General features: G+C 56.8%; 17 protein-coding genes. 6 read left to right on the top strand and 11 right to left on the bottom strand.

The genetic code is table 11. From position 1 onward, the window contains the following. Nucleotides 1-24: 24 nt before the first annotated feature. The 4 genes from KTE_RS15310 to mutL all read right to left on the bottom strand — a co-directional run bounded on the left by KTE_RS15310 (nt 25) and on the right by mutL (nt 6,911). The gene (locus KTE_RS15310) at nt 25-603 is read right to left on the bottom strand and encodes an O-methyltransferase (protein WP_236600416.1); all 579 of its coding nucleotides are present in this window, start codon (nt 601-603) and stop codon (nt 25-27) included. Between the two features lie 125 nt (nt 604-728). Further along, nucleotides 729-1,616, bottom strand: coding sequence for a DMT family transporter (locus tag KTE_RS15305; RefSeq protein WP_201382287.1), 888 nt, complete (start codon nt 1,614-1,616; stop codon nt 729-731). A 201-nt stretch (nt 1,617-1,817) separates the two neighbouring features. Further along, the gene (gene priA, locus KTE_RS15300; RefSeq protein WP_201382285.1) at nt 1,818-4,466 is read right to left on the bottom strand and encodes a primosomal protein N'; all 2,649 of its coding nucleotides are present in this window, start codon (nt 4,464-4,466) and stop codon (nt 1,818-1,820) included. Nucleotides 4,467-4,643: 177 nt separating this feature from the next. Beyond that, complete coding sequence (mutL, locus tag KTE_RS15295) at nt 4,644-6,911, bottom strand: DNA mismatch repair endonuclease MutL (RefSeq protein ID WP_201382283.1); 2,268 nt, start codon at nt 6,909-6,911, stop codon at nt 4,644-4,646. A 596-nt stretch (nt 6,912-7,507) separates the two neighbouring features. On the opposite strand from mutL, the gene sdhC reads away from it, so the two are divergent. From sdhC to KTE_RS15275, 4 genes are all read left to right on the top strand, one after another. Beyond that, nucleotides 7,508-7,918: a succinate dehydrogenase, cytochrome b556 subunit gene (gene sdhC / locus KTE_RS15290; RefSeq protein ID WP_201382281.1), complete on the top strand. Its 411-nt coding sequence runs from the start codon at nt 7,508-7,510 to the stop codon at nt 7,916-7,918. A gap of 49 nt (nt 7,919-7,967) precedes the next feature. Then, nucleotides 7,968-8,378 (top strand): succinate dehydrogenase, hydrophobic membrane anchor protein, encoded by a 411-nt coding sequence (gene sdhD / locus KTE_RS15285; protein WP_201382279.1) that lies wholly within the window; start codon nt 7,968-7,970, stop codon nt 8,376-8,378. 137 nt (nt 8,379-8,515) lie between these two features. Next, nucleotides 8,516-10,261: a succinate dehydrogenase flavoprotein subunit gene (gene sdhA, locus KTE_RS15280; protein WP_201369907.1), complete on the top strand. Its 1,746-nt coding sequence runs from the start codon at nt 8,516-8,518 to the stop codon at nt 10,259-10,261. 11 nt (nt 10,262-10,272) lie between these two features. Further along, complete coding sequence (locus tag KTE_RS15275) at nt 10,273-10,980, top strand: succinate dehydrogenase iron-sulfur subunit (protein ID WP_201382277.1); 708 nt, start codon at nt 10,273-10,275, stop codon at nt 10,978-10,980. Between the two features lie 61 nt (nt 10,981-11,041). Here KTE_RS15275 and KTE_RS15270 read toward each other — a convergent pair whose 3' ends face one another. Next, nucleotides 11,042-11,914, bottom strand: a complete 873-nt coding sequence (locus KTE_RS15270; protein WP_201382275.1) for an alpha/beta fold hydrolase — start codon at nt 11,912-11,914, stop codon at nt 11,042-11,044. Between the two features lie 153 nt (nt 11,915-12,067). Continuing rightward, nucleotides 12,068-13,612, bottom strand: coding sequence for a cobalamin B12-binding domain-containing protein (locus KTE_RS15265; protein ID WP_201382273.1), 1,545 nt, complete (start codon nt 13,610-13,612; stop codon nt 12,068-12,070). Nucleotides 13,613-14,206: 594 nt separating this feature from the next. Between KTE_RS15265 and KTE_RS15260 the strand changes: the two genes are divergently transcribed. Beyond that, nucleotides 14,207-15,781, top strand: coding sequence for a pyridoxal-dependent decarboxylase (locus KTE_RS15260; protein WP_201382271.1), 1,575 nt, complete (start codon nt 14,207-14,209; stop codon nt 15,779-15,781). Between the two features lie 6 nt (nt 15,782-15,787). On the opposite strand, the gene KTE_RS15255 is transcribed toward KTE_RS15260, so the two are convergent. After that, complete coding sequence (locus KTE_RS15255; protein ID WP_201382269.1) at nt 15,788-16,888, bottom strand: hypothetical protein; 1,101 nt, start codon at nt 16,886-16,888, stop codon at nt 15,788-15,790. Between the two features lie 100 nt (nt 16,889-16,988). Further along, nucleotides 16,989-19,502, bottom strand: coding sequence for an MFS transporter (locus KTE_RS15250; RefSeq protein ID WP_201382267.1), 2,514 nt, complete (start codon nt 19,500-19,502; stop codon nt 16,989-16,991). Nucleotides 19,503-19,786: 284 nt separating this feature from the next. On the opposite strand from KTE_RS15250, the gene KTE_RS15245 reads away from it, so the two are divergent. Next, nucleotides 19,787-20,962, top strand: a complete 1,176-nt coding sequence (locus KTE_RS15245) for a phosphoribosylaminoimidazolecarboxamide formyltransferase (RefSeq protein WP_201382266.1) — start codon at nt 19,787-19,789, stop codon at nt 20,960-20,962. 81 nt (nt 20,963-21,043) lie between these two features. Here the strand turns inward: KTE_RS15245 and KTE_RS15240 are convergent, their stop codons facing one another. From KTE_RS15240 to KTE_RS15230, 3 genes are all read right to left on the bottom strand, one after another. Then, nucleotides 21,044-21,460 carry a hypothetical protein gene (locus KTE_RS15240; RefSeq protein ID WP_201382265.1) on the bottom strand — a complete coding sequence of 139 codons (417 nt, stop codon included), beginning with the start codon at nt 21,458-21,460 and terminating at the stop codon, nt 21,044-21,046. A gap of 195 nt (nt 21,461-21,655) precedes the next feature. Further along, nucleotides 21,656-22,843: a cysteine--tRNA ligase gene (gene cysS / locus KTE_RS15235; protein WP_201382264.1), complete on the bottom strand. Its 1,188-nt coding sequence runs from the start codon at nt 22,841-22,843 to the stop codon at nt 21,656-21,658. After that, nucleotides 22,830-23,618: a TatD family hydrolase gene (locus tag KTE_RS15230; RefSeq protein WP_201382263.1), complete on the bottom strand. Its 789-nt coding sequence runs from the start codon at nt 23,616-23,618 to the stop codon at nt 22,830-22,832. Before KTE_RS15230 ends, cysS begins: the two co-directional genes overlap by 14 nt. Nucleotides 23,619-23,640: the final 22 nt, after the last annotated feature.

The following is a 23,640-nucleotide window of genomic DNA, read 5'->3' as shown; positions in this document are numbered from 1 at the left end:
GTCCTCCATGTTCTTTAAATGCTTCTAAGCAATCCTGGTCGCAATGAGCAGCCCGGTTGACCAGTTCAGCTTACATATTCGCAGATCCGAGCGCTGCTCCAGAGTCGCTATCAGGGCCGTGACTCTTGGCGCATGGGCTGGCTCCCAACTCTCCAGGGGCGCCAGGTCATCAATGATATAGAGTCCACCTGGCCTGAGCAGGGCCAGCGTCTCATCCAGAAGCTGAAATTTCCCTGGCGGCATATCCGCGAAAATAAGATCAAAGGTACCTGCTTGCTGGGAGCGAATAAACGCCACACCATCGCCTGTGTGAAAAGTGACGCGTGCATCTCCGCTCAAGAAGCGCCGCGCAATCGCATTGTAGCGCTCATTCTTGTCCACAGTTATCAGGCGCGATGCAGTATCCATGCCATCTAGCAACCAGGCGGTTCCCATGCCTGTACCGGTTCCCAGTTCAAGAAAGTTTCCTTCTGGCTTACTCCCCGCAAGCGTCCTTAACAGCGATCCCGTTAGGGTATCAGACTGCATGGTAAAGTCAGTTGCGCGTGTCGCCTCCTCAATCTGCGTCAGCAACGCCGGCGGTATAGCCTGAGTGTCTATCATCGCGTCCTCTCTTCCATGAGTATATTCGACAATCGTACCCCTCAGTATAAAACCTCGTTCCTCCAGGTGCAACCAACACACTTTTATCACGCCCATGGCTTCGTGCAAGTTGTATGTGTCCGCCTCTACAAGTTTACCAGGGCGATACCCGCTAAGATGGCTCCAATGCCCAGCCACTGGCTCCATTGAAGCCGCTCATGAATAAAGATCCAGGCTAGCAGGACCGTGACCGCGCTATAGAGCGAGGAGAGCACGCTCACCAGCGAGACCTGACTTAGCGTTACGCCATAGGTATAGGCAAAGTAGGCAATGGTATCGAGTATCCCTATCGCGGCTAAAAGCCACCAGACTGAGCCGCGTGGCCAGGTCAATCGCTGTCGACTAATTGGTGCGCACAGCGTCAATACCACGGGTGTGAACAGGCGAAAAATCCAGATTGGCACCACAGGCCCCAGTGCCGGGGTCACCTTAAAGCCAAGCATCCAGAAGGCGATGCCATAGCCTATCGATGCCAGGATCGCCAGGAGCACACCAGGAGGCAACTTTCCTCGTGGCTTGAGCGCCAGCGTTGCCCGCTCCTCCGGTTCCTGCGCGCTCAGGGAGGTCGCCACGACCATCACCCCCAGCAGGACCACACCCATTCCTAGCAGCGGCACCAGCCCGATACGCTCGCCAGAGGCAAAGGCCAGCAAGGCCGTGACCGCGCTATAACAGGCCGAGATAGGCGAGGCGATCATCACGACCCCAATCTCAAAGGCTCGGTAGAGCGCCAGCGAGCTTAAGGTGTTCAAGCTAGCCGCTAGCAACGCCCAGAGCCAGATCTCCCACGCGCTCCGCGCCAGTACGGCCTGTAATTGCCCACTTGCCAGCAGAAAGATACCCAGCCCCAGCAGGCCAAAGAACTGCATAAATAACAGCGTCCGATACGATCCCATGCGCTTCGAGGCGAAGCGCACAAAAAAATCAGCGCCACCCCAGAAGAGTGCCGCCAACAACCCCAATACAATCCCCATGTCCCCTCCAAACAGATTTTACATTCACATTTATAAATATATTCGACAACCTTGCTTCCCACAAAAGGGGGGTCTTGTAGACTTCTCACCACTGCGTGGCTCGCCATGGATTAGTGTGTTGTGTACCTGGATGCCGCGGGCATCCAGGTACACAACACACTAATCCGAATATAAGGATAGGTGTATTGTTTAGAAGCGCTTCTAAAGTGTGCTGATGGGATCAATATCGATCTCCCAGTCGGGGGCGTCGACAACGCGGAGCAGGCGCGAGAGGTCGGGGCCACGCACAATCATCTGCCAGCGGTACTTGTTGCGAATGCGCTCCATAAGCGCGGGAACAGGTCCCACGATATCAGTTTCGGGCAGGTTAAGACGCTGTATCCAACCCTTTAATTTCTCACAGAGCTTCATGGCTTCTAACTGGCTGCGATGGCGGTTACTATGACTATAGGTAAATTTGACGAACTGGCGGAAGGGAGGATACCCATAGCGCTGGCGCGTCTCGATCTCGATACGATAGAACTCGTTATAGTCGTGACGTGAGGCTGCATCAATGCTGAAGTGCTCCGGGTTAAAGGTCTGGACGATGACATGGCCCGCTTCGCTGCCGCGACCGGCGCGGCCCGCGACCTGGGTGAGCAGCATAAAGGCACGCTCAGGCGAAGCGTAGTCTGGCAGGTTAAGGGCGATATCCGCCGAGACGACGCCGACGAGGGTCACGCCGGGCAGGTCCAGGCCCTTGGCGATCATCTGCGTGCCAATCAGGATATCGGCCTCGCGGTTGGCAAAGCGGTCGAGCAGCTCTTCATGGGCGTGGCGATTGCGCGCTGTATCGCGATCCCAGCGCAGCAGACGCGCCTCGGGAAAATATTTCTGGATGGTGCGCTGCACCTTCTCGGTTCCCAGGCCAAAGTAACGGATCTCGGCGCTGCGACAGGAGGGACAGAAGTGCAGGATCTTGCTCTGTGCGCCACAGTAGTGGCACATCAAGACGTGTTCGGTTGCGTGATAAGTCAGAGGGATATCGCACTGCTCGCAGAGGGCCGTGAAGCCACAATCGCGACAAAGCACACAACTCGCCGCGCCACGCCGGTTAAGAAATAAGATCGCCTGCTGTCCCCGCTCCAGCACCTTGCCCAGTTCATCGAGCAGACGCCGGCTGATGATACTGGTATGTCCCGCGCGCAACTCGGAGCGCAGATCGACGATCTCCACAGGCGGCAGGTTGGCACCAATACGCCCCTTCAGCTCCACCAACTGGTAACGCCCCTGCTCCGCGCGATAATACGACTCCACGGCGGGCGTGGCACTACCCAGGACCACGGGCACTTTGAGTATCTCTCCCAGCTTGATAGCGGCCTCGCGCGCGTGATAGGTTGGCTTGAACTCACTCTGTTTATAGGCCGCCTCGTGCTCCTCATCGATGATAATCAAGCCCAGGTCGGGAACGGGCGCGAAGAGCGCCGAACGTGAGCCGATGACGACATCGATCTCTCCGGCGCGAATACGCCTCCATTCATCATAGCGCTCTCCCACGCTCAATTCGCTGTGGATGATGGCAACCCGCTCGGGGAAACGGCCCGCCACGCGCTGCACCGCCTGGGTCGTCAGAGCGATCTCTGGCACGAGAATAATACAACGCTTCCCCTCGGCAATAACCGAGGCCATGGCCTGCAAATACACCTCGGTTTTACCACTGCCAGTGACGCCATGCAGCAAGATAGGCCTGGGGATACTGTTCGCCTTACCCTCCTCGATGGCTTCGAGAATGGCGCGCAGGGCTGCTTCTTGCTCGCCTGTCAACTGCAACGGCTGGCTGGAGGGGATGGCCCGCCCCTGGAGGGGATCACGTCGCTGCTCTTTATTCTCTACCACTACAAGTTGCTGATCTTCAAGCTGCTGGAGCTGCCTGGGTGTCAGACCTGTGGCGCGACAGAGCGCCGAGGGGGTCCAGGGCGAGCCACGGTTAATACTCTGCTGCAAGAGGTCCAGGGCCGCAAGCTGGCGTTGAATGACGACGCCCTCCTTGCTCATCACCGGCGGGGCCAGGGTGGCGCTTGCGGCGGCGGACATTGACCAGGGGTTAAAGGGAGCTTCGGTCTTACTCATACTCTTGCGAGATGTGCTGACAGGAGTAGCCTGGGAAGTGCTCTGAGCTTGCGCCTCGCTCTCAGCCTTGCGCAGACGCTCTTCCAGCAGCTCACGCCATGTCAGTAGCTCCTCGCCCTGTACCAGCAGGCGCACGTTTCGGCGCAGCTTGATACGCGCCTTTCCTTCGACCAGCTCAGGTTCGCGCACCACCAGCTTACTCTGCTTGATCTCTTTTAAGAGTTGCTGCGCCTTCGTCTTGCCGAGCATCTTCTTGAGCTGCTCAACATCGAGGGAGCCGTCATTATGCAGGAGTCCGAGCAGGGCACGCAGATTCAATGAGGTCTCCTGCGAGGAGGCCTGGACCGCGTCCTTAAGTGCCTCTTCAGAGAGCTTCAAGACGAAGCGTGAGCGCTGCAACATACCTGGCGTCAGCATGCCAAAGACGGCATGTGCCAGCGGTGTCGCATAGTACTCTGCAAGCCAGCGCGCCAACTCAAGCTGGTGAAGCAACAGAGCGGGCTTGGGATCCAGGATGCTGTACAGGTCGCGTAGCTCGATTCCCTCTTCCTGCAAAGGCTCTGGTAGCTCATCGCCCTCAAGCAGATCCCAGATAATACCTTCGTCCAGGCGCTCTCCATAGGGAACGGCGACCAGTTGCCCAGGGCGAAGCTGGTCCTCCAGGGCCTCGGGTACGCGATAGGTCAACAGCGGTTGTTCGACGTTCCAACGTCCAGCCGCCGTGAGTACTTCTACCAGCATCCTACTCAATCTCCTGGGCCGCCCGCTACTGGCGTACGCGGCTACTCTTCTATGAAAGGTGATCTACTCGCCACTGTGTAGCTCGCCATGGTAAGGGGATGTGGTGCGCGATGCCGGAGGTATCGCGCACCACATCCCCTTACCCGCTGGAGGCAGAGTAAGCTCTACCCCTACAATTTATCGGCGATCGAATTCGTGGGCTAATTCTGCGAGACTGAAGTGTACCATGGTTGGTCGACCGTGGCAACAGCTGAAGGGAGCCTTGACCTGCTCTAGTTGCTCCAGCATTTCGCGCATCTCGCTCATAGCCAGGAAGTAATTCTGTTTGATGGCGGCCTTGCAGGCGACGTTGGCCAGCGCACGCTCCTCCCAGGTCTCGGTATGCCCCAGCTGGTCCTCGGCGGTAAGCTCGACCAGTAAGGCATGCAGCGAGACGCTGTCCAGGCGCTTGACCAGGACCGTGGGGACGGCACGCACCTCGACGGTCTTACCGTCAACTACCTCCAGCTCGAAGCCAATGCGCCGTAGCTGCTCCCCATGCTCTTCGAGCGCCTCAATCTCGACAGGGGCCAGCGTGAGGTGCATAGGGGTGAGCAGGAGCTGCGAGATGGTCTCGCGCGATTTAAGGGCCGCGACCATGCGCTCAAGCACTATCCGTTCATGCGCTGCGTGCTGGTCAATAAGATACATGCCATCCGGCCCCTCGGTCACAATATAGCTCTGTGAGAGCTGTCCTACCACACGCAGGCGCGGAAACTTACGCGGCAGGTTCGGATCGATGCTATGGCCCGGTAGTGCCCCCTGCTCAGGGCGCCGCTCTACCCTTTGAGCGTCTCCTGCAATCACCTGGGGCGCGACTGGACTCACAACCAGCCTTGAACGCTCCTCGGTCTGTGCAGAAGGTAACTGAATACCCATCGTGGGAATGCCACGCGGCACGGCGTCAAAGGAGGCCAGTGGCTCTTGTTCTGCGATGTCTCCACCCGCTTCTGGACGTTTCTCAACGGGCGTGGCTGGCGGTAGCATGGAGAGCGGATCATCCTCTTCGAGAGAAGTATCAAGCGTGACGCTTACCTGCTCGGCCTGCGCGTGTAGCGTTCCCGTGGGAGAACGCTCGACCTCCACGGTTGTGTCAACAGCTTTGAGACGTGACCCCTTCGCCTTATCGGTCACACCCAGGTGGCTCTGCCAGAGGCGTGCATGTCCGGGCGGCCTCGTCCCATGTTCTTCTTCCGTAAAGGTAATCCAGGGGCTATCTCCAGGGATCGTGCTCTGCCGCTGCTGTGGCTTACCTGCCTCTTCTGCTTCCTGCTCGCCTGCCTGTACTGTTTCCTCATCCAAATCCAGCCTGCCCTCGAATGAGGGTTCCTGATCATAGGCGTCTGGCTGACTACTCGCACGTGGCTCGCTAGACTTCGACTTCCACTGCGGCATCTCCGGCTCCTGCAAAAGAGCCTTGCGGGCCGCGCGCAGGATAGCGGCGAAGACACGACGCTCCTTTAAGAAGCGAATCTCGGTCTTGGCGGGATGCACATTCACATCCAGGAAGGAGGGGTCGATCTGGATATTGATGACCGCCAGGGGATGACGCCCGCTCAGGAGCAGCGAATGATAGGCCCCCTCCACTGCCGTAGTAAGCATACGGCTCATGACCCAGCGCCGGTTGACGAAGAAGGAGATATGCTGGCGCGTGCTCTTATAGCAGGCGGGACGGCTCACAAAGCCCTTAACAATGGGATATTCGCCATCGCTGGCGTCATGCTCATCATCGCCATCCACCTCTACCATCTGCTCCGCGATCTGTAGACCATAGACCTGCACCAGGACGCTAAAGAGCTTGCCATCACCGGGAGTCGAGAAGATCTGCTTCCCCTCACTGGCAACCGTAAAGCGGATCTCAGGGTAGGCCAGTGCGTACTGCTCCAGCAGGTGATGACAATGGCTGATCTCAGTATTACGACTCTTCAGAAACTTGAGGCGCGCTGGAACGGCGCTAAAGAGGTTACGAACCGTAATCGTCGTACCCTCAGGCGAGGCGGCGGGAGTGACATCAGAGATATGCCCACTCTGCGCGCTCACCTGTGATCCCTGCTCGGAGCCTCGCGCACGACTCATAAGCGTCACCTCGGCCACGGCGGCGATACTCGCCAGCGCCTCACCGCGAAAACCCAGCGAGCGAATCTGCTCCAGGTCGTCGATGGATGTCACCTTGCTGGTAGCATGCCGCTCCAGGGCCAGGGGCAGTTCTTCGGGTGAGATGCCACAGCCATTATCGGTCACGCGAATGAGTTGCAGGCCACCATTCATCAGATCGACGCGAATTTGGGTCGCGCCCGCGTCAATACTATTCTCAATAAGTTCCTTTACCACCGAGGCGGGCCGCTCCACCACCTCACCAGCCGCGATCTTCGCCGCCACATCGGGCGCAAGTTGACGTATAGGCATAGCACTTTTCCCTGGTATCTATTTCCACACAGCAAGAGCTTTATATTTTCTAAACAGAGGAGATACATGAGTAAGAACGATTGTTCCTGCATTATAACATAGCGGCTTCCCCTTGAGAATGGACCTTACCATAACTTCCAGGTTTCCCGGCTCTTTAGCCTCTCCACATTCAGAGTAAGGTGTTGTGGGTGGCAAAGGCGGCTTTGCCGCCTTTGCCACCCACAACACTTATGCCACAATCATTGACCTATCATCATATAACTATAAAAAGTGTTTGCGCACGCCTCAAGAGTGAAGTATAATACACATACAACGTTTGCCTGGCTCGCCAAGGGCCTGGTAAAGCACAGCGGGGTGCCTGGTTGTAGATAGAGGACTGTGATGTGTAAGAAACGGTCTATTTTTTATGCCCATCTTCTCGGTCCTCGTCGATGATGCCTGCGCAGGCTCATTGGCTAGCTCTTCTTGCCGTTCCAATGCGTCGGTCCCCGCTTGGATGTTCGGAAAGGGCGAGAGCAAGCGCCAGAGGCTGAGCGAAGCACTATCTAACCTCGTGCCTCCTGCCCTCCTCTCCCGCCCCCAGAAGTGAGGGAAAAATGTACAAAGGTCAATCTGGCATGTGGTCCTGGCTGTTGCACCGCGTGACAGGACTCGGACTACTGCTCTTCCTGTTTATCCACGTCGTGGATATTTCTCTACTCAGCTTTGGCCCAACAGTTTATAACGATGGCATTCTGCTCTTTGACCACGTCATTGTGCGTTTCCTATCACTGGCTGTCGTGGGCGCTGTCTTCTATCACGCTTTTAATGGCGTACGTATTATCATGATCGACTTCTGGCGCAAGGGTGCACGCCTTCAAAAGCCGCTGTTCTACGCGGCCCTGGGCGTAACGATAGTAGTTTCCGCCGTGTTTGCCTACTTCGTGCTGAAACCCGCGCTACTCCCCTCAGTGGCCTTCGTTAAATGGTTCTTTAATCCCGAAGCCATCCTGAGTGTCAAAAATTAGTAGCGCGTAGAAGTGACACGTCAAAGAACCCTTGTAAGGAGAAGAATGTATGCTGTCGCGTTTATATGGTGGGCCTCGTCCGGCTGGCTGTGGCTTTGAGACCTTTTCCTGGTATTACTTCCGTATCTCGGGCGTGGTACTGATTTTCCTGGTCATTATCCATCTTACTATTATGCATGTGACCAATGACGTCTCATGCACGACCTACGCGTTTGTGGCGGCTCGCTACGCGAACCCCTTCTGGCGTCTCTTCGACTGGTTGCTACTGACGCTTGGCCTGACGCACGGTGTGAACGGCCTGCGCGTGGTCATAGATGATTATGTGCGTTCGCCGGGGACGCGCCTGGTTCTACAAGGCTTCGCCGCGGTACTCCTGCTCGCCTTCTTTATGCTGGGCACTATCACACTCATCACCTTCCAGCCCGTTGCGGGCAGTCTCGGACCCGCCTGCCTGCACTAAGCAGAGAGAAGTTATGAGCAAGGGTGGTGCAGGAGGAACTCCTCCTGCCGGGGTTGTGGGGTGTCCCCACAAAAACCCTCCCCTCTCTCTGTAGAGAGAAGAAGTTGTGAGCAAGTTGAAGCGAGGATATATATACCATGTATCAGAAATTTGATGTCATCATCATCGGCGCTGGTGGCGCGGGTCTGATGGCTGCGATGCAATTGCCAAATGCCAGCGTAGCGGTACTCACCAAGGTCTACCCCACGCGTTCACATACCGGTGCCGCCCAGGGGGGCGTCGCCGCGGCCCTCGGTAACCAGGAAGAGGACCACTGGAAGTGGCACATGTACGATACCGTCAAGGGCGGCGACTACCTGGTAGACCAGCCCGCGGCCGAGATTCTGGCCCGCGACGCTATCGATGCCGTCTACGAGCTTGAGCATCGCGGCCTGCCCTTCAACCGCACGCCAGATGGCCGTATCGACCAGCGCCGCTTTGGTGGTCACACGCGCAACTTTGGCGAGGGTCCCGTGCGCCGCTCATGCTACGCCGCCGACCGCACCGGCCACATGATCCTGCAAACCATGTACCAGAGTTCAATCAAGAACCAGGTGCGCTTCTTCAACGAGTTCCTGGTGCTGGACCTGATCTTCAACGAGGGCCGCGCCTGCGGTGTTGTGGCGATGGAGATCCGCTCAGGCGAGATCCATACCTTCCATGCCAAGGCGGTAATGTTCGCGACCGGCGGCTATGGCCGCGCCTGGCGCGTGACCAGCAATGCCTTCGCCTGCATGGGCGACGGTATGTCCATCGCCTATCGCCGTGGCATCCCTCTGCAAGACATGGAGATGTACCAGTTCCATCCCACCGGCATCTACAAGGTCGGCGTGCTCCTCTCCGAGGCGGCTCGCGGCGAGGGTGGTAAGCTCCTCAACGATAAGGGCGAGTACTTCATGGAGCGCTACATGCCCACGTTGAAGGACCTGGCCCCACGCGATATCGTCTCGCGCTGTATTGTACAGGAGGTCAACGAGGGACGTGGCATCGATGGCAAGGACTATGTCTACCTCGATGTACGCCACCTGGGCGCCAAGGCCATTGCCGAGAAGTTGCCCGATATCACAGATTTCGCCCGTAACTACCTGGGCGTCGAACCTATTACCGAGCCTGTGCCGATCCAGCCGACCGCGCACTACGCCATGGGCGGTATCCCTACTGACCTGGATGGCCGTGTCGTCATCGATCCCCAGTGGACACCCATGCCCGGCTTCTATGCCGCGGGCGAGGTCGCCTGCGTCTCCGTTCACGGTGCCAACCGCCTGGGCACTAACTCGCTGGTCGACCTGATCGTCTTCGGTCGCCGCGCCGGTAAAGACATGGCACGCTTCATCGCAGAGAACGATCACGCCCCCCTGCCAGAGAATCCCGAGGCCTATTCACGCGATATGCTTGATCGCCTACTGGATAAAGGCAAGTCCTCTGGCGGCGAGTCGGCGGCCCGCATCCGCTCGACCCTGCAGAATGAGATGAACGACAAGGTCTTCGTCGAGCGCGAGGAGAAGGGTATGCTCTCAGCCCTGGATACGCTGGACGGCCTGCAAGATGCCTACAAGAAAATTCAGCTCCAGGATAAAGGCAAGCGCTTCAATACCGAGCTGGTCGAGGCCATCGAGCTTGGCTTCTTGCTCGACTGCGCCGAGGCAACCATCCATGGAGCTATCGCACGTAAAGAGAGCCGTGGCGCCCACTATCGCCTCGACTATACCAAGCGCGATGATACCAACTGGCTCAAACATACCCTGGCCTACAAGGGCGAGAAGGCGCACGACGTTCGCCTGGACTACAAGGATGTCGTGCTTGTGGATGATCCCGTCTTCAAGCCTAAGGAGCGCAAATACTAGAGGAGAACGCGATGCAAGTCTTAATGCGTATAAAGCGCTTCGACCCGGAGCGCGACAATAAGCCGTACTGGGACGAGTTTACCGTCGAGGTTGAACCCATCGACCGCTTGCTGGACGCCCTGAACAACATCAAATGGACGATGGATGGCACGCTGACCTATCGCCGTTCCTGCGCCCACGGCGTCTGTGGCTCCGATGCTATGCGCATCAATGGTCGCAACCGCCTGGCCTGTAAGGTTCTTATGCGCGACGTAGGCAAGAAGGTCACCATCGAGCCAATGCTGGGCTACCCGGTCATTAAGGACCTCGTGGTCGATATGGACCAGTTCTTCGACAAGTACAAACAGGTCAAACCCTACCTGATCACGTACGACAGCGAGCCAGGTACCGAGCGCCTGCAATCCGCCGAGGAGCGCGCGCGCTTCGACGAGGGCACCAAGTGCATCCTCTGTGGCGCCTGCACCGGTTCCTGCCCCTCGATCTGGGGCAACCAGGACTGGGTTGGTCCCGCCGCCATCGTCAACGCGCACCGCTTCATCTTCGATAGCCGTGACGAGGGTGCCGCCGAGCGCCTCAATATCCTGGGCAAGAAGGATGGCGTCTGGCGTTGCCGCACCATCTTCAACTGCTCCGATGCCTGCCCACGCGGCATCCCGGTCACCGACCTGATCGAAGAGGTCAAGCGCGCCATCATCTATGGCGACCCCAAGAGTGTGTAAGTATATAAAACAAGAAGTGCCCGTTGCGTTTTATGCAACGGGCACTTCTTGTTTTATATACTTATTCTTTTTGGAGGAATTCGGCTATCCATTCGTTGACGAGTTCGGGTTTCTCCTGCTGGACCCAGTGGCCGCTATCAGGGATACGCCGCACGTCTATGTTGGGAACCCACTCCTCCAGGCCATAGGTCATGGCGATATCCAGGGCCACGTCCTGCTCACCCCAGATAAGCAGTGTGGGCTTATCGATTCGCCCCTTGTTTCCACTGACGGCCCCGATACTTGAGCGCCGCCAGATCGAGCGATAGTAGTTAATCGCCGCCGTCAGTGCGCCCGGCTTACTCATGGCCTCTTTGTAGCGCTGCAACACATCCTCTGGAAAGGCCGACTTCTGCACGGCGCTGGCGTAGAGCATCTTTGCAATAGGCTCGGCCCCTTCACGACTAAGGGCCAACTCTGGCAGGACGGGCAGTTGAAAGGCATAGACATACCAGCTCTTGCGCAACTGCTTCCAGGTCCGTAGCTCACGCGCGAAGGTCCAGGGCGGCGGCGCATTGAGACCAATCAGGCGCTCAACCATGTGCGGATACCTCAGACCAAACTGCCACATCAGCACACCACCCCAGTCATGGCCCACGACAATCGCTCGCTCATAGCCCAGGCCCTTGATCAGGCCCTCAATATCGCGCAATAGGGTCGCGATCTCATAGCCCCGGCGTGGCTTATCTGTATCGTTATAGCCCCGCAGGTCAGGTGCCACCACCTTATATCCCAGTTGCGCCAGAAAAGGGATCTGGTGCCGCCAGGAGTACCAGAACTCAGGGAAACCATGCAGGAGCACAATCAATGAACCCTCACCTTGCGTAACATAATGCATCCGAATGCCATTGGTGAGGATATCTCGATGCTGCCACTCAGTTATTGTTGTTGTCATACTACCTACCCTCTTTATCAAAAAGACAAGCCTTCAGCGTCGTGTTACCTACCTAAGATTGTAACACTTTTCTTCTGGACGCCTGGTAGGTGTAAATAATGTAAGGGATTATGTGTGGCGACATAGCTGTGCTATGTCGCCACACATAATCCCTTACATGATATGGTGCGCCTCGTCGCGCGCTGGCTGCGACTGCTGAAGGGGGACAAGCTCGTGCAGGCGGCGAGTGGCTTCGTTTGCGTCTGCCCCCAGGTAGACACCCTTGATACTTTTTACCAGGCCGAGATCTTGCATAAAGGCACCTCCACCAAAGCAGACAGTGGGGCGAGGCCCCTCGAGCTTACTGATCTCACGCGCGATCTCTGCCAGGTCCCGCGCGCGTGGTCGCGTGGTTGCTGAGAGACATACCACTCCAGGTCGCAGGCGCCGAATCTCTTGCAGCAAGCTCTGAGGCTCCAGCATCTGCCCCAGGTAGTAGACATTAAAGCCCTGGCGGCGCCAGAAAAGCGCCAGCATCAGGACACCGATCTCATGCGTCTCCCTCGGCGCGCAGCCAACCAGGATGGCTGGCCCCTGGCGCTGATAGGGCGTGGTCTGGAAGAGATAGGCCAGGCGCGTACGAATCATATTGCTGGCAAAGTGCTCGACCGTTACCGTGATCTGGCGCGAAGCCCATAATTCACCAATCCGATAGAGCATTGGCTGAAACAGGTTACTACACACCTCCTCAACCGGGTAGTAGAAGAAGGCCTCATCCATAATTCTCTGCACATGTCCCTCGTCAAGCTGCCTGATTGCCTCCAGCATGATGTCTGCGATACGCGCCAGCGTGGGCACCGCGTCCATACGCTCCCTGGCACGCTGCTGACTGGCGTAAATCTGCGGAGCACGGAGAGCCAGGTGAGAGAGACGTTGAAGGGCTTCGCGTGGGGTCAGGCCCGCCTCGATCAAATGTACAATCTGATCGCGTGTGAGCTTGGAGGCAAAATGTTCGATGGTACGGGGAAGTGAGACCGTATGGCGCAATTCAACAAGCTTCGTCAGCACCGGTTGCAGTACCTGCTGGCAGACGGTGGCTGCTGGATAGGTATCAAAGGCCTCGTTCAGAATACGCCCCGCGCCCCCCTCATCCATCATGGTAATCGCACGCAGCAAAGATTCATGCAGTTCGGAAAACTTGCGCTGCCTGGGCAGAGTTGCAGGCATATTCGCGCTATAGTGCCTGCTATACGCTGGCTCCAGGCGCGCCAGTTCCTGTATTGACAGATAGACACTCGTGTTATTCTGCTTGATACGTCGATTGAGCCAGTGGATAGCCGCCAGGTCTCGCATTGAATAGAGGCGCGCGTTATTGCTCCCATGCCAGGGGGCTGGAATACCAAAACGCCGCTCCCAGGACCGCAGCGTCATCGCCGGGACATGCGTCTGAGAGGTAGCAGTCTCAAGGTCAAAGCGTGGGGCCGCAGAGTAGCGCTCCAGGTGTGGCAGCCCATCTCCAGGCGGTACATGGAGAAGCGAAAACATCTCTTCCGTTACCGGAGTGCGCCGCTCAGAAAAGGGATAACCTGGAGCAGTTTCATTCGGCTCCCCAGGCACGATGATCTCCTGCGTATCATAGATTCCGCTAGCCTGAGGCTGGCTCTCAAACGGCACAATCGCGCGCTCAAATGGATTAAACGGTTTTCCTGAGGCTTCCATTTTATCTACTCCTCTACGTTCCACATACGCATCAACACAGCCTTTTTAAGATTCGTTCCATCACGAGCAGATGACCCGCAAATGCATTTTCAATTTCCAGAGAGAAACATGTAACATAAACGATATACTATATACTAACATTACATACAAAAATAAGATATTAATAATGTATAAAAATTCCTTACGTGTAGCAAAGCTATACAATATAGCTTGCATATATTTAACCATCAAGACGCACCACAGGCGTGCTTACAATTGCCTAGAATAAATGCTAATTACTCAATACGTATCGACTATTTATTATGTCCAGATTGTAATGTTGAAGCACATCCTTCCCTTACCCGAAAGGCTCGCTACACGAGCCGAAGCAGGTTTCAGATTATTTTTTATTCATATTCAACCTGCCACAGAAACTCAAAGTGAAAATATATTTAGCAATGGATCAATGTTTTTGCATGAGCTATATTGACGATTACCATCTATTTTCTTACAATTAACTGCAACAAATGATTACTCCGTGGTAGAAGGCATACAATACCAGGATATTCCCATATAAACGTTGTTCTCTGGTTGTTATGTGGAGGCGGTTGAACAATGCATATACCTCTAGAAGCAGGACCCACGCCCCAACCCCGCGAGGGTGATATGGACGCTGAAGCTTTGCGTCACTATGGACACCAGGTCGTCGATTGGATCGCTAATTATATCCAGAGCGTTCATACACGCCCCGTTCTGGCCCAGGTCAAACCGGGCGACATCCAGGACATGCTCCCTTCCCATCCACCCTCTCAAGGTGAAGAGATGGATCAGATCCTGGCAGATGTTGAGCGCGTCATTCTTCCCGGCCTGACCCAGTGGAACTCCGGCAGGTTTATGGGCTATTTCGGCGTGACCAGCGCTGGACCAGGCATACTGGCTAATATGCTTGAAGGAGCCTTCAATGTCTCACGTATGCTCTGGAAGACAGCTCCTGCCGCGACCGAACTGGAGCAAGTCACTCTGGATTGGCTCCGCCAGATGCTTGGCCTGCCCGCCCCCCTCTTTGGCATGATCCATCACAACTCCGCTATCACCAATGTTCTCGCGGCGGCGCGCGAGTTTGTTCCTGGCCTGCACATACGCCAGCAGGGACTCGCGGGCCGCAAAGAGATGCCACGCCTCCGCTTCTATGCCTCCGAGGAGGCCCACTCATCACTGGAGAAGGCGGCTATTCTGCTCGGTCTTGGACTGGAGAGTCTGCGGAAGATCGAGACCGATGATGCCTATCGAATAAATGTGGAGGCGCTCGACCAGGCCATCCGCGAGGATCTACGCGAGGGCTGGTGGCCCTTCGCGGTTGTGGCCACTGTAGGCACAACCTCTACGACCAGCGTTGATCCTGTGGAGTCCATCGCAGATCTCTGTGAGCGCTATGGTCTCTGGCTCCATGTCGATGCCGCCTACGCGGGGGTCGCGGCCCTCATGCCCGAGAAACGCTGGGTCCTACGCGGTTGCGAGCGGGCCGACTCACTCTCGATCAATCCCCATAAGTGGCTCTTCACTCCCTTCCACTGTAGCATCCTCTATACACGCCGTCCGCAAGCCTTGCGTGCTACTTTTAGCCTGACCCCCGACTACCTGCAAAACACTGAGGGCCGTTCAGGACAGGCGATCAACCTGATGGACTATGACGCCTCCCTGCCACATGGCTTTCCCGCGCTCAAGCTATGGATGACGTTGCGCTACTTTGGTTATGATGGTCTCGTTGCTAATATCACTGAGCATTGTCGCCTGGCGCGCCTCTTTGCCGATTGGGTTGAGACTTCAAGTGATTGGGAGCTGCTCTTCCCCACTCACCTCAGCGTGGTCTGCTTTCGCGCACATCCCTGGGCCATCCAGAACGAGGAACGGCTGGATCATTTGAATGAGCGCGTGCTCAATCGCGTTAACGCCAGCGGGCGCTGCTTTCTCTCGGCCACCCGCTTGAAGGGTCGCTATACGCTCCGCCTCGCTATTGGCAATCTGCGCACACACGAAGAGGAGGTACACCTGGCCTGGAATGAGCTACATACGGCGTTGCGCCAGGAGCTGGGCGCGACCCCAACCCTCTGGCACACGCTGCGCCAGGGCAGGCTACGTCTGCTCTCGTTCTCAGATGCGCCCGCCAAACCCAATAATCTCTTGCCATAAGCCAGGCTAGAAGAGGCCACCCGGCGCCGTTACGGAGAGAATCATGCTATTGCCCGCCGCGCAGGGCACATTACTATTGGGACCAATGCTGGCCGTGTTCAGCGTAAACTTGTCACCAAGCACACTACCCAGCTTACTATTTAGCTCCTGCTGAATCTGGCTATTGTAGGTATCATAAGGAAAGGTAAAGATGGAGAAGATTGTAACCGTGGTCTTCTGCACCTGGATAGCCAGCTTCCCCTGCTGTGCCAATGGCATAATTGTCGTGGTCGCTTGGGCCAATTTCAAAGATTTTCCCAGCGTGATATCGCTGGTCGCGACCAGATGGTTTCCACTCACGGAGAGCTGGATGTTGCGCGCGAAGAGGCCATTGCCCAGGGAGAGTACACCCAGGCCAGGTCCCAGGGTACTCAGCGAGCTAGCAGGAATCTCGACATAAGCATGCGTTCCCGCTGTAGCGCTCGCTGGCTCCTGCCAGTTCACCAGAGTGGTGCGCGAAGATTGCCCCCGCGTAAAGGCTGCGTTCTGCGTGGTCGCTGGCGCGTCCAGGTTGATCGGGAGCTGCATGCCAACATCTAATGCGTTCGCGCCACAGCCTGGAGTCGTATGAATGCTTTGCAGCTGCCCCAGGGGCGTGGGCAATGTGGTCAGGGGACCACTGACCAGGGTTGGACTTCCCTTGAGCGGGAAGGCACTAACCTGAATCGTCGTGGCGTTGAGCACCGTAAAACGCACAAGCAGGTTGGCGTCGATGGGTTTGGGATCGCCGGGATAGAGGCTGATACGCATCGAGGTCACCATTCCCCCTGCCTGCGGCGAGAGACCTGTAAGCGTGGCCGATGGCTGAATCAAGACCTTTGCCATCTTCGATGCCCAGTCACGCGTGTCACCCGGCATTCCATCCGTGATGCCTTTCAGCGTGCTAGCGACCGTTGAGGGCACCTGCGCGTCGATGCGCTCCTGAAAGACAGGCCGCAGCGCGTCGGTCGCCAGGTAGATATGCGCGTTCAAGGGCAGCGCCTGCTGCACACGCGTTTGTATCACGGTGCGTGTCGCGGCATAGACCGGAGTAATCAACACTAGCACCACGCTTACAACTATAAGCATAAGCACTATACTCCCCAGCCTGTAGGGAGTACGCATCCACAATTGTTGTACCTTACACATGCAACCTTCTCTCCTGGCCCGCTACTGGCGTACGCGGCTACTATGGGATGGTCAGGGTAGGTGAAAGCTTGTTGATATCGATTGGCCCGGTGAAGCAGTAGGGAGCGGGCGTAGCGATATGCGGCAGGTCGGCCACAGCGGGCGTCTCCAACTGGATCACGAGCATCATTGTACCTTTGCTACAGTTCAGGGTAGTTGTGGTATGCACCGCGCGTATCTGTACGCTCTTGAGTTGGGCGTGTAGCGCGGGCATGATCGAGTTGGTAAACATCTCGTTCACCGGATCCTGCATGGCGGCTGTAGCCTGGGATCCGGCATCCAGTCCGTCACGGCTGAGATGGGTAACCTTCAAATGAATGTTCTGCTTCTGGTCCAGGCCAAGCTGGCCCTCCATCGCGACCGTCATGCTGCGCTTGATCCCATCGGTATTGATATTCAACCGCAGGCTCAGACGCAAGCCATCGTTAGGCAGCGGCGCGACGCTGATATTGCTGATAGTGTCGCTCTTGATCTTCAATTGCGAGGTTAGCAGCGAGGTCACCGCCTGCTGATCCAATCCAACCTGCAAGGTCAATGAACGCAACAACGGTTTGGCACTCTGCTGCCGCAGCATTGGTCCATCCACAAGAAGGGTCACCAGAATGCCACTCCCAGTCAGCAGCAGCACCAGGAGGATGCTTCCCACGGCGAGCACCTGGCGCGGCTGCGCGAAGATGCTCTTGCCCGGAATGGGGGGCGCGCTCAAGCCCAGTTCGCGCTCCGCCACCGGCACCTGGCTCCCCCAGAGGAAAACGGCGGGAATGATCGCCAGCAGACAGAGCCACATCGTAGCGAAGAAGACCGAGGTATAGACCGTGTGTGCCGAGCGTACCACGTGGACCGCATAGTTTTGCACCCAGATGATATAATCGCCCGCCGTCGCCTTCATCGAGATCGAGGCATAGCCTTTGATACGACTATTGAAGTCGGCTAGCGCCCACGAGGTCAGGATCGCCAATCCCAGGATCATACCAACCATACGCAGCGCCGTGATGACCGCCGAACTCATGCCTGCCTGCCTACTTTTTACCGCATTCAGGGCGCTGGTACCAATGGGTGAGATGACCAGGCCAAAGCCCAGGCCCGCCACGACCGTACTTGTGGTAATCTGTGTCCAGCTAACATTGATGGGCCAGCGGCTCATCAGGTAGAAGCCGCCCGCGGTAAACAGCAGGCCCAGCACTGCCGTCCAGCGACAGGTAATATAGTTACACAGCCACCCACCCAGCAACGCCCCCACGGGAATCAACGCGGTCATACGTAACAGGGCCAAGCCGCTATCCATGACCGTTAATTGCATAACCGTATCTACATAGATGGGAATATCGGCCATGGCTATGATCAACGCTGCTCCGACCAGCAGGCTGACCAGGGTAGACGCACTGAAGGTGATGCGTTTGAAGAGCGAGAGTTCGACCACCGGCCAGCGCACCTTGCGCTCGACCAGCACAAAAGCGATGAAGAAGAGTACCGCCAGGGCCAGGATAACGGGATTATTCTGCGGGGCCGCACTGGTGCTGACATGTGCCGTTCCCATCTCCGCACCCTGCTGAGCCAGTCCCAAGCTCAGACAGGTCAGGGCCAGTCCGAGCAGGATGCTTCCCAACCAGTCAACACCCTCGCGCTGGTGCTCTCCTCGAGGAATACAGAACCAGGTCCCGGCCATCAGGATTCCCACAATGGGGATATTCAGATAAAAGATGGCCTGCCAGCCAAGATGCTCGACCACTAGCGCGCCATAAAGCGGACCCAATGCACCACCTATCTCGGTGACCGCGCCGATAATGCCCAGGGCAATGCCCAGGCGCTTCTGTGTATAGAAATCGCCCGCGATAGCCATAGCCACCGGGACCAGCGCGCCACCACCAATGGCCTGAAAGAAACGAGCCGAGATTAGCCAGATGAGTCCAGGTGACGAAGTATTGATGCCCAAAGGTTGCAAGAAGCTCAGGGGAAAACGCTGCCCCAACATGGGCGCGATGGCGCAGAGAAACGAGCCGATACCGAAAATGGCTAAACAGATCTGGAAGATGCGTCTGCGTCCATAGATGTCTGAGACACGCCCCATCAGGGGCATAGCCACGACAAACCCAAGCAGATAAGCACTCACGATCCAGGAGGCATGATCCAGTTGTGTCAGGGATAACTTGAGGTCCGTAATCACCTGTGGAAGCGCCGTCACCACGACCGTTTCATCCAGGGCCGTAACAAAGACGGCAAAGCAGGCGATTGAGAGCGCCATAATCGCCAGGCGACGATTCCCCTGTGGCACTAACTGGCGCAAAGAATCACTTAACTGTTCGCGTACTGAGGTGGATGTGGCGGTTCCCATCAGGGGTCCCGTGGGGGCATTCACCAGGGTCGGGGCATCGTGTCCCTCACTCATATTGTGCCCCTCACGCTCAGGATCATCCCCGGTCGTCGCGGACGCATCCTTCGCGGCCTTCAGTTCCCGCTGAATCGCTTGTTGCTGCAAACGTGACGACGTATCATGATCGTCTTCTAAGGTATACATTCTCCCCCCAATGCTAGGCACTACCAGGCGAAAGCACAATGAAATACGCACAAAAAACAACGTCACACCACCCCCTTTTCGCGGATAAATCTTACCCAGGTTTGCCCTCCTGCTATCCCGTAGCGTAAGATAAATAGAGACTCCCCCACTACCCAGTAGTGTTTCCCTCTCTGGGGGATACTATTCTTATTCCGAAATCCAACGTCACTCTCGTGACTAGCGCTTCGCGCTCAGGTTTTCGGAGAAGTAGACTACTATTTTTTTGTGAAGAGGAACCTTTTCTCATGGAGAATACAGAACTTACGCTGCGCTATGGCTGTAACCCACACCAGAAGCCAGCTCGTGTCTATAGCAAGCAGGGAGCGCTACCCTTTCAGGTGCTCAGCGGCGCACCTGGATATATCAACCTGCTCGACGCACTCAACTCCTGGCAGTTAGTACGCGAGCTTCGCAGCAGCCTCAACCTACCTGCCGCGACCTCCTTTAAGCATGTCAGCCCCGCCGGTGCCGCCGTTGGCGTCCCCCTGGACGACCGCCTGAAACAGGCCTACGCCGTCGAGGACCTGGAGCTCTCGCCGCTCGCGACAGCCTACGCCCGCGCTCGTGGAGCGGACCGCCAGGCCTCCTATGGTGACTTCGCCGCGCTCAGCGATATCGTCGATGTCTCAACAGCGAAGCTCATCAGTCGCGAGGTCTCCGATGGCGTGATCGCGCCCGGCTTCGAGCCAGAAGCCCTGGAGATCCTGCGTAAGAAGCGTAAAGGCTCGTATATCGTTTTGCAGATTGATCCCAGCTATGAGCCAGGGGAGATGGAGACACGCGAGGTCTTTGGCGTAACCTTTGAACAGAAGCGCAACAACGTCGTTCCCACCTTCGAGATGCTCAAGGATATGCCCACGCGCAATAAGAACCTCTCCGAGGCCGCACAGCGCGACATGGTCCTCTCCCTGATCACCCTCAAGTACACCCAGTCTAACTCCATCTGCTTCGCCTACGATGGCCAGGCCATTGGTATTGGCGCGGGTGGGCAGTCGCGCATTATGTGTACACGTGCCGCGGCTGCCAAGGCCGAGAACTGGTACCTGCGCCTGCATCCCGCAGCTCTCTCGCTGCCCTTCAAGGCCGGCGTCAAGCGCCAGGAAAAGGTCAACGCCGTCGACACCTATCTGCGCGACGACCTGACCGCCATCGAGGAGAAGGAGTGGGAGCAGCTCTTCGATGTGGTCCCGCCCCGCCTGACCGCACAGGAGAAGGAGGAGTGGCTTTCAGGTCTAAAGGGTGTCACCCTGGGTTCCGATGGCTATATCCCCTTCCGCGATAGCATCGATTGCGCGGCCCGCTACGGCGTCTCCTACGTCGTCCAGCCCGGCGCGTCCATGCGCGACGAGGATGTCATCCAGGCCTGCGACGCATACGATATCGCCATGGCTATGGCAGGCATCCGCCTCTTCCACCACTAATATAGAGAGGTGGTGTGATAGACCCTGACAACCGCAGGCTGTCAGGGTCTATCACACCACTTATCTATTCTACCTATTTCCTTAGCGCTGATTCTTCAGGCTGCGTACCACGCCTGCCCCCTGTACAAGGAAGCCATCATAGGGCTTGGTCAACACAAGGTAGTACTTGCCAGGCGTATTATGGGTCTCGAAGGTACCTCCACACTCGGGAACCACCAATCTCTGCACCTCGGGATCAAGCCCCAGCAGGGCCATCCGCCTCACAGCAACCGTCATGGTATACCCCTGGCGACATGAGCGGGAGGTAAGCGTCCACTTCGCATCACCAGTGTCCATCGCATAGCTATTCGCGATCTTTGCGTGATTGGTAAAACTATACGAATAGTTATTTGAGTAGGCTGAAGCACTGAGCGGCGAACCAACTACAGCAACGGCAAGTGCAGCCACCAGCGCCACGCTAGCCAGCACAAAAGACAAAGAAACAAACCACTTTTTCATCAACAAATTGTCCTTTCCACCCTACAACATATGTTGTTTCTTTAACTCAGTATACGTACACATGAAAATATAATGAGCACGAAATGTATTATACCTATGACTTTGAGGCCATAATTCCATTAATAGGCATATAGAAGAGAACGAAGAAGAGGAGGCTTGCGCGCGCGAGCCTCCTCTTCTTCGTTCTCTTCTATGTTAGATGCATAGGCCCAGGACGCGGGCCTGGCGGATGACCTCCGCGCCAGCGTTGAGGTCACGGTTGGCGATGACGGTCTGGGCAGCCTCGCGCAGTCCCGAGACGGCTGTAGGCGTATCCAGGTCGTTCTCCATGGCCTGCTGGAAGAGGGCGCGAACCTGTGCGTCCTCGCCATGGCTCTCCTCACCCACAAGGCGACGCACCTGCTTGAAGAGCTCAATCGTCTCTTGCGCCTTACTCAGATCCTCGGGTGTGCATTCCCAGGGCTGACGATAGTGATGGCTCTGAAGCGTCACGCGGATCACATCTGGTGAATAAGTCTTGAGCAGGTTGCTGACCAGCGTCAGGTTACCCAGCGACTTGCTCATCTTCTCGCCATCCTGGTACACCATCCCGGTATGCATCCAGAACTGGCTGAAGGGCTTCTTGCCGGTATAGTGCTCGGATTGCGCAATCTCACAGGCGTGATGGGGGAAGGCCAGGTCGGCGCCGCCGCCATGGATGTCGATCTGCTGACCCAGGTGGCGAATCGACATGGCGCTACACTCTATGTGCCAGCCGGGACGTCCCGGACCCCAGGGGCTGGGCCACGCGGGCTCGCCGGGTGCCTGGGCCTGCCAGAGCACGAAGTCCAGGGGATCATGCTTGCGCTTATCCTCGGGAAAATTACCACGCTCATTGGCGACATTGAGCATCGACTGGTAGTCATTGAGGCCAATCGCGCGCCCAAGGGTACCAAAGTCGGGGTCCTGCTTCACGCTATAGAAGACGCAACCCTCGCTCACATAGGCCAGGCCCTTCTCAACGAGGTCCTGCACGATCTCGACGACATCAGGAATCGCGTCGGTGGCGCGTGCGTAGACATCGGGGCGACGAACGTTTAGAGCGTCCATGTCGCCCAGGAAGCGGGCCGTCTCGCGGCGTCCCAGTTCGTCCCAGGCCATATTCAGCTCACGGGCCTTGCGCAATACATCGTCATCAATATCGGTCACATTCTGTACGTAGCGCACGGTGATCCCCTGCGCCTCCAGGTACCGAATGAGCGTATCAAAGGATACATAGGTAAAGGCATGCCCCAGGTGGGTTGTATCGTATGGAGTGACGCCACATACATAGATAGTGGCCTGGCCTTGCTTAAGTGGGGTAAAAGGGTCAATGGATTGGGTCAGCGTATTAAATAGCTTCATCTATAGCTCCTAGAGAGAACAGGCGAATAGCGTTCTGTGTGGTGATTTGAGCAATTTCCTCAAGCGTCATATCTCGAATATCAGCAAGTTTCTGTGCCGTGTGCCTGACAAAGAGGGGCTCGTTACGCCTCCCTTTCTCTGGCTTGGGAATGAGATAAGGGCTGTCCGTCTCCACCATCACCCGGTCCAGGGGAACTATACGCGCCACTTCGGGCAGCTCATTTCCCTGTTTGGTGAGGGGACCCGCGAAAGAGAGGACAAAACCGGGGAAGCTGGTCAGGCACTCCTCAGCTTGCTTAACGGTTCCAGAGAAACAGTGGAAGACACCGCGCAGCCCCTTACCATGGGCCTGCAACAGCTCTACCACATCCTCATGTGAATCGCGCACATGAATGATACAGGGCAGGTCATACTGACGGGCCAGCTCCAGGTGGGCACAGAAGACCTCGCGCTGAATATCACGCGGGGTGAGCATACGAAAATAGTCCAGCCCGAACTCGCCGATGGCAACGACTTCCGGCTCGCTGGTCATCTCACGTAGCTCAGCCTCTACCTCAGGCGTATAGCTCTGAGCATCGTGCGGATGCACGCCCACGCCCGCGAAGACCACACCTGGATGCTCCTTCGCCAGTTGGAGCGCCGCCCGGCTGGATGCCAGGTCGCAGCCTGGATCGATCATGCGTGTCACACCGCCCTTGATGGCGCGCTGAATAACCGCCTCACGATCCTCCTGAAAGCGGGACATATCAATATGCGTATGGCTATCCGTAAGCACTCTCTGATCCTTCTCTCTTTCC

Origin of the sequence: Ktedonobacter sp. SOSP1-85 (assembly GCF_016587415.1) — a bacterium.
In the GTDB taxonomy this organism is placed as follows: domain Bacteria; phylum Chloroflexota; class Ktedonobacteria; order Ktedonobacterales; family Ktedonobacteraceae; genus Ktedonobacter.
Note: the sequence above shows the minus strand (reverse complement) of the source record. Positions and strands in the feature narration are given on the sequence as shown.